Genomic DNA, 6,595 nt, shown 5'->3' with positions numbered 1-6,595 from the left:
CAAGGAGGACGCTTACCACGGTGTGGCCGATGACTGGGGTGAAGTCGTAACAAGGTAGCCGTAGGGGAACCTGCGGCTGGATCACCTCCTTAACGAAAGATTGACGATCGGTAAGAATCCACAACAAGTTGTTCTTCATAAAGATGTATCTGAGGGTCTGTAGCTCAGTTGGTTAGAGCACACGCTTGATAAGCGTGGGGTCACAAGTTCAAGTCTTGTCAGACCCACCACTCCTGACCAGCAATGCAATCGAAAGAAAGCATGAATGAGAACAGAGAATCAGAATACATTGATCTAATGATAAGCTGGGGACTTAGCTTAGTTGGTAGAGCGCCTGCTTTGCACGCAGGAGGTCAACGGTTCGACTCCGTTAGTCTCCACCATATATTAAGCTGAGAAATTATAGAATTTAGTGAACTGTTTAAGTTTATTAAGTTCTGTGATTTATCACAGTGTTTTAAACCTGACCTGACGAAGGCAAGTTTATTCATTAACAGATTGGCAAATTTGAGTTGAAATAATTGTTTAACTCAGAACTGAATTGAATTTAGCAGTAACTTGTTACTGTTGAGTGAAATGAAGATCTGAGCACTAGCGAATTAACTGAATCAAGCGTTTTGGTATATGAATTCAATTGAAGCTGTACTGCAGTTCAATCTGCAAAACTTTGAACGATAAGTTGTAGTTACTCCTTGTAGGTAACGACGACTGTTTGGGGTTGTATAGTCAAGTAATTAAGTGCATGTGGTGGATGCCTTGGCAGTCAGAGGCGATGAAAGACGTAATAGCCTGCGATAAGCTCCGGGGAGGCGGCAAATATCCTGTGATCCGGAGATTTCTGAATGGGGAAACCCACTTACCATAAGGTAGGTATTGCATGATGAATACATAGTCATGCAAGGCGAACGAGGGGAAGTGAAACATCTCAGTACCCTTAGGAAAAGAAATCAATTGAGATTCCCTTAGTAGCGGCGAGCGAACGGGGAAAAGCCCATTAAGTCATATAAGTTCTAGTGGAATGCTCTGGGAAGTGCAACCGTAGTGGGTGATAGTCCTGTACACGAAAGGGCTTATATGATGATGTCGAGTAGGGCGAGGCACGTGAAACCTTGTCTGAATATGGGGGGACCATCCTCCAAGGCTAAATACTCCTGACTGACCGATAGTGAACCAGTACCGTGAGGGAAAGGCGAAAAGAACCCCTGTGAGGGGAGTGAAATAGATCCTGAAACCGCATGCATACAAGCAGTGGGAGCCGGCATTGCGTCCGGTGACTGCGTACCTTTTGTATAATGGGTCAGCGACTTACATTCAGTAGCGAGGTTAACCGTATAGGGGAGCCGTAGGGAAACCGAGTCTTAATAGGGCGTTTAGTTGCTGGGTGTAGACCCGAAACCGGGTGATCTATCCATGAGCAGGTTGAAGGTTGGGTAACACTAACTGGAGGACCGAACCCACTGTCGTTGAAAAGCCAGGGGATGACTTGTGGATAGGGGTGAAAGGCTAATCAAACTCGGTGATAGCTGGTTCTCCCCGAAAGCTATTTAGGTAGCGCCTCGGACGAATACCATTGGGGGTAGAGCACTGTTTCGGCTAGGGGGTCATCCCGACTTACCAAACCGATGCAAACTCCGAATACCAATGAGTACTATCCGGGAGACAGACTGCGGGTGCTAACGTCCGTAGTCAAGAGGAAAACAATCCAGACCGCCAGCTAAGGCCCCAAAATTATAGTTAAGTGGGAAACGATGTGGGAAGGCATAGACAGCTAGGAGGTTGGCTTAGAAGCAGCCACCCTTTAAAGAAAGCGTAATAGCTCACTAGTCGAGTCGGCCTGCGCGGAAGATGTAACGGGGCTAAAACTATATGCCGAAGCTGCGGATTTACAATTTATTGTAAGTGGTAGGGGAGCGTTCTGTAAGCCGATGAAGGTGGATTGAGAAGTCTGCTGGAGGTATCAGAAGTGCGAATGCTGACGTGAGTAACGACAATGCGAGTGAAAAACTCGCACGCTGAAAGACCAAGGGTTCCAGTCCAACGTTAATCGGGGCTGGGTGAGTCGACCCCTAAGGCGAGGCCGAGAGGCGTAGTCGATGGGAAATTGGTTAATATTCCAATACTTCTGTGTAATGCGATGAGAGGACGGAGAAGGTTAAGTCAGCCTGGCGTTGGTTGTCCAGGTGAAAGGTAGTAGGCATGCATCTTAGGCAAATCCGGGGTGCTCTATGCTGAGAACTGATAGCAAGCTGTACTTGTACAGCGAAGTGGCTGATACCATACTTCCAGGAAAAGTCTCTAAGCTTCAGTTACACAGGAATCGTACCCTAAACCGACACAGGTGGTCAGGTCGAGTAGACCAAAGCGCTTGAGAGAACTCTGCTGAAGGAACTAGGCAAAATGGTACCGTAACTTCGGGAGAAGGTACGCTGTCGACGGTGATGGAATTTACTTCCTGAGCGGTTGACAGCCACAGAAACCAGGCCGCTGCAACTGTTTATTAAAAACATAGCACTCTGCAAACACGAAAGTGGACGTATAGGGTGTGATGCCTGCCCGGTGCTGGAAGGTTAATTGATGGGGTTAGCGTAAGCGAAGCTCTTGATCGAAGCCCCAGTAAACGGCGGCCGTAACTATAACGGTCCTAAGGTAGCGAAATTCCTTGTCGGGTAAGTTCCGACCTGCACGAATGGCATAATGATGGCGGCGCTGTCTCCAGCAGAGACTCAGTGAAATCGAAATCGCCGTGAAGATGCGGTGTACCCGCGGCTAGACGGAAAGACCCCGTGAACCTTTACTGCAGCTTGACATTGAACTTTGATCTTACTTGTGTAGGATAGGTGGGAGGCTTTGAAACCAGGACGCTAGTTCTGGTGGAGCCAATCTTGAAATACCACCCTGGTAATATTGAGGTTCTAACTCTGCTCCATAATCTGGAGCGAGGACCATGTCTGGTGGGTAGTTTGACTGGGGCGGTCTCCTCCTAAAGAGTAACGGAGGAGTACGAAGGTGCGCTCAGCGTGGTCGGAAATCACGCGTAGAGTATAAAGGCAAAAGCGCGCTTAACTGCGAGACCCACAAGTCGAGCAGGTACGAAAGTAGGTCTTAGTGATCCGGTGGTTCTGTATGGAAGGGCCATCGCTCAACGGATAAAAGGTACTCTGGGGATAACAGGCTGATACCGCCCAAGAGTTCATATCGACGGCGGTGTTTGGCACCTCGATGTCGGCTCATCTCATCCTGGGGCTGAAGCAGGTCCCAAGGGTATGGCTGTTCGCCATTTAAAGAGGTACGCGAGCTGGGTTTAGAACGTCGTGAGACAGTTCGGTCCCTATCTACCGTGGGCGCTGGAAATTTGAGAGGATCTGCTCCTAGTACGAGAGGACCAGAGTGGACAAACCTCTGGTGTACCGGTTGTCACGCCAGTGGCATCGCCGGGTAGCTATGTTTGGAAGGGATAACCGCTGAAAGCATCTAAGCGGGAAGCCTACCTCAAGATAAGATTTCCCAAGGACTTTATGTCCTCTAAAGAGCCGTTGAAGACTACAACGTTGATAGGTTGGATGTGGAAGTGCAGTGATGCATGAAGCTGACCAATACTAATTACTCGTGAGGCTTGACTATACAACACCCAAACAGTTGTATGGTTCGATTGAATCGATACAAATACCTTGATTTAGTTAACTAAACGCTAGACAATATCAACTCAAACAGCCCAATCTGTTCAGATTTGGAAAAAGCAACGGCATGAGGAACACTGTTCCGCAAGATAAGACCCGAGCAAGTATCCATAAACAGTTGTGCTGGCGACAATAGCAAGAGTGAACCACCTGATCCCTTCCCGAACTCAGAAGTGAAACCTCTTTGCGCTGATGGTAGTGTGGGGTTACCCATGTGAGAGTAAGTCATCGCCAGCTCATTAATTCTAAAATCCCCCTTAGCATACGCTGAGGGGGATTTTTTTATGCATGGAATAAATGTAAAGCAGACTTGGAATAAAGCAGCAGGGAAAAGCAAAAAAGAAAAGTTCCCGAAACCAGCTAAAAAGATCAGCAGCAGCGTTAATCCCGGTTTTATTCCAGCTGCCGCCGGGCGTGTTTAAAAGCCGTTCTCAGGCCTTCTTCCAGGGTGGGATGGTAGAAAGGTTTCTCTAAAATATCATCCAGGCTTAAGTCCTCAGCAATCATCCAGGATAATAGATGTGCCATATAATTAGAGCACGGATAGTTTTTAATTACACATTTACCATTTCTCATAAAAGCCTGTTCATTTTATAGATCCTGATAAATTCTTAATAATTTACTGAAATGTATAACCTGACTTTGCACATCAAATTTATATGAATTTTTTATAATTTTATCTTTCTTTTGGATGTTTTCTTCGTTGTTAACCTTTGCTAATCAAGCATCTGTAATTTATATCAATACTTTTAATTAGATGACTTATCTCACTTTCGCTACATCCTGTACATTCTTTGTTTCAAAATGCAGTTTAAGATTTCATTCATAGGAGGGGCCTTGTATAACTAATAAGTGAGCTAAATACTGAATAAAATAGAGGAAAAAAATCATGACAAATGAAAATAAATTAGACGGTTTAAAAAATAAAGCATCTGACGTAGGAAACGACTTAAAGTTCAAAGCTAAAGAAGTGCAGCTGCAAGTTGAAAAAACAGGTGATGACCTCAAACATAAAGCTGCTGAAATTAAGCTTGAAGGTGAAAAAGCTCTTCATAATTTAAACACGGAAACTGATGCTCAATATACTGAAGCTAAAGTGTCATTTGATGAAAAAGCAAAAGAAGCAAAAACTGAATCTTCAGAGACAGAAAATAAGGTACAGGAGAAATTAGAGCACCTAAAAGCGGAAGTAACTCATAAACTTGAAGAAGCTAAATTAAAAGTGACTGAACTTAAGCAAGAAGCCTCAGTTAAATTTGATGAACTCAAAGTACAGGCAGGTACTAAATTTGACGAGTTAAAGAAAACTGCAACAGACAAACTTAATAACTTTAAAAAAGATGACCAGGCTTAATTTTAAGTCAGTTAAGTTTTAATCGAAGATCCCAGTTAAATCATCTTTAATTTAGCTGGGATGATCAGAATTAAGCATCAGGATTTTCTCAACAGAAAAGTTTATTGCATTAATTCATCCTTAATTTCCTGATCAGTATTGAACCATTCAATTTTCTTTACATGATCATTCACAATAGTAATGGTATACATCATATTTTCTATTTCGTATTTATAGTCCATTGCTAAATCAACATTTTCACCATCTTTGAATTCGCGTGTAATCATTGAATTTGGAGACAACTTTAGTCGATTTTGCATATCCGTAAAAGAATCGCCTAAACTGATGAATTGTCCTTCAGGGGTACGTATAGAAGAAGTTTGATTTGCAGCGTGGGTAAATGACATAGCAGTCAATAAAATGCATGGAAGTAATTTTTTTAGCAAAATAAAATCCCCGAAAAAAATTGTTAGGATAAAAATAATAATGTGCAGCTAGGGCGTGTCATCAATTAAGCTAGATGATTGTTGAAGCCAAATAAATCGCTGATAAGAAGTTTTGAGCCAATTTATCATAGCGTGTGGCAATAGCACGATACTGCTTGAGCTTGGCAAAAAAGTTCTCGATCAGATGTCTTGCCTTGTAGAGATGTCGGTCATAATCACGCTGATCAATAGAATTACTTTTCGCTGGCATCACAACCTGACCCTTCGTCTCTAAAATTGGATCAATGACCCGATCCCTGGAGTTGTAGGCTTTATCCATAAGCCAGGTCTGGCTCAACGATAAGTCCAGCAACACATCTGAACCGTTTAAGTCATGGGCCTGCCCATCAGTGAGATAAAATCCTGTCGGGTTACCTAAAGCATCAGTCCGGGCATGAATTTTGGTGCTTAAGTCACCTTTACTGCGTCCAATCGCCTAATTTTTTTCCCCCAGCGCTGTGTTGATGAGCACGTACAATAGTGGATTCTAACATGGCGTATTCATTATCACTGTCATGTGACAGCACTTCAAAGACTCTCTGCCACACACCTGTTTTAGCCCAACGGCTAAAACGGGTATGTACGGCTCTAAAATCACCAAAGCGTTCTGGTAAGTCTCGCTACGGAATACCTGAACGATACCGATACAATACCGCTTCAACAAATAGTCGGTTGTCTTTGGCCGTTACTCCAACAGCACCTATTCGTCCAGGGAACAGATCTTTAATCTGTTCCCACTGATCATCTCTTAATGCATAGCGTTTAGTCATAAAAATATAATGGGGACAAGGTGGTTTTCCTCAAGTTAATTGATGACACGCCCTAGGGTGTGTCCTCATTTGATGTACATATTTCATTCTTCTCATCTATTCAATTAAAATATCTTATATCTCCCTTCTAAAATTAAGTTTTCCAACATGTCACGCAGAGTCATTACTGATGAAATTTGGGTGCAAATCCAAAATACCATGCAATTTTATGGCTGCTACCGCTCACGTAATAGCAAAAATATTATGGAAGCCATTTTGTGGAAACTTCGAACAGGTGCGCCTTGGCGTGATATTCCTGAGGATCTTTGTCCATGGCAAACAGCCTACAAC

Annotated in this window: 4 protein-coding genes, 2 tRNA genes, 3 rRNA genes and 2 pseudogenes; 8 read left to right on the top strand and 3 right to left on the bottom strand. The window is 43.6% G+C overall.

Features of this window, described 5'->3' with window-relative positions:
• The 6 genes from E0H81_RS15820 to E0H81_RS15970 form a co-directional block, all read left to right on the top strand.
• Positions 1 to 92: ribosomal RNA gene (locus E0H81_RS15820) — 16S ribosomal RNA — on the top strand; the annotation flags it as partial.
• A 61-nt stretch (positions 93 to 153) separates the two neighbouring features.
• Positions 154 to 230: transfer RNA gene (locus tag E0H81_RS15815), tRNA-Ile, on the top strand.
• A 77-nt stretch (positions 231 to 307) separates the two neighbouring features.
• A tRNA-Ala gene (locus tag E0H81_RS15810) sits at positions 308 to 383 on the top strand.
• Positions 384 to 724: 341 nt separating this feature from the next.
• Positions 725 to 3,621 (top strand): 23S ribosomal RNA (locus E0H81_RS15805).
• A gap of 178 nt (positions 3,622 to 3,799) precedes the next feature.
• Positions 3,800 to 3,914: ribosomal RNA gene (rrf, locus tag E0H81_RS15800) — 5S ribosomal RNA — on the top strand.
• Positions 3,915 to 3,961: 47 nt separating this feature from the next.
• On the top strand, positions 3,962 to 4,099 hold the full coding sequence (locus E0H81_RS15970; protein ID WP_165492644.1) for a hypothetical protein: 138 nt from the start codon (positions 3,962 to 3,964) through the stop codon (positions 4,097 to 4,099).
• Here the strand turns inward: E0H81_RS15970 and E0H81_RS15795 are convergent.
• Positions 4,071 to 4,214, bottom strand: a pseudogene (locus tag E0H81_RS15795) (dihydrolipoyl dehydrogenase); the annotation flags it as partial. The gene E0H81_RS15970 and the pseudogene E0H81_RS15795 overlap by 29 nt on opposite strands.
• Before the next feature lie 352 nt (positions 4,215 to 4,566).
• On the opposite strand from E0H81_RS15795, the gene E0H81_RS15790 reads away from it, so the two are divergent.
• Positions 4,567 to 5,031 (top strand): hypothetical protein, encoded by a 465-nt coding sequence (locus E0H81_RS15790; protein WP_131320261.1) that lies wholly within the window; start codon positions 4,567 to 4,569, stop codon positions 5,029 to 5,031.
• A 101-nt stretch (positions 5,032 to 5,132) separates the two neighbouring features.
• Here the strand turns inward: E0H81_RS15790 and E0H81_RS15785 are convergent, their stop codons facing one another.
• Both E0H81_RS15785 and E0H81_RS15780 read right to left on the bottom strand, forming a co-directional pair.
• Positions 5,133 to 5,456 carry a hypothetical protein gene (locus E0H81_RS15785; RefSeq protein ID WP_131320259.1) on the bottom strand — a complete coding sequence of 108 codons (324 nt, stop codon included), beginning with the start codon at positions 5,454 to 5,456 and terminating at the stop codon, positions 5,133 to 5,135.
• Between the two features lie 70 nt (positions 5,457 to 5,526).
• A pseudogene (locus tag E0H81_RS15780) lies at positions 5,527 to 6,265 on the bottom strand (IS5 family transposase).
• A 147-nt stretch (positions 6,266 to 6,412) separates the two neighbouring features.
• Here E0H81_RS15780 and E0H81_RS15775 point away from each other — a divergent pair.
• The coding region (locus E0H81_RS15775; protein WP_131320257.1) for a transposase at positions 6,413 to 6,595 on the top strand (183 nt) is incomplete at its 3' end.

The sequence above is a fragment of the Acinetobacter terrestris genome (assembly GCF_004331155.1).
Taxonomy (GTDB): domain Bacteria; phylum Pseudomonadota; class Gammaproteobacteria; order Pseudomonadales; family Moraxellaceae; genus Acinetobacter; species Acinetobacter terrestris.
This window is presented reverse-complemented; position numbering and strand designations above follow the sequence as displayed.

Excerpts from the sequence above, each read along its gene's own strand:
- E0H81_RS15970 (WP_165492644.1), top strand. The coding sequence starts at position 3,962 with ATGCATGGAATAAATGTAAAGCAGACTTGGAATAAAGCAGCAGGGAAA.
- E0H81_RS15790 (WP_131320261.1), top strand. The coding sequence starts at position 4,567 with ATGACAAATGAAAATAAATTAGACGGTTTAAAAAATAAAGCATCTGAC.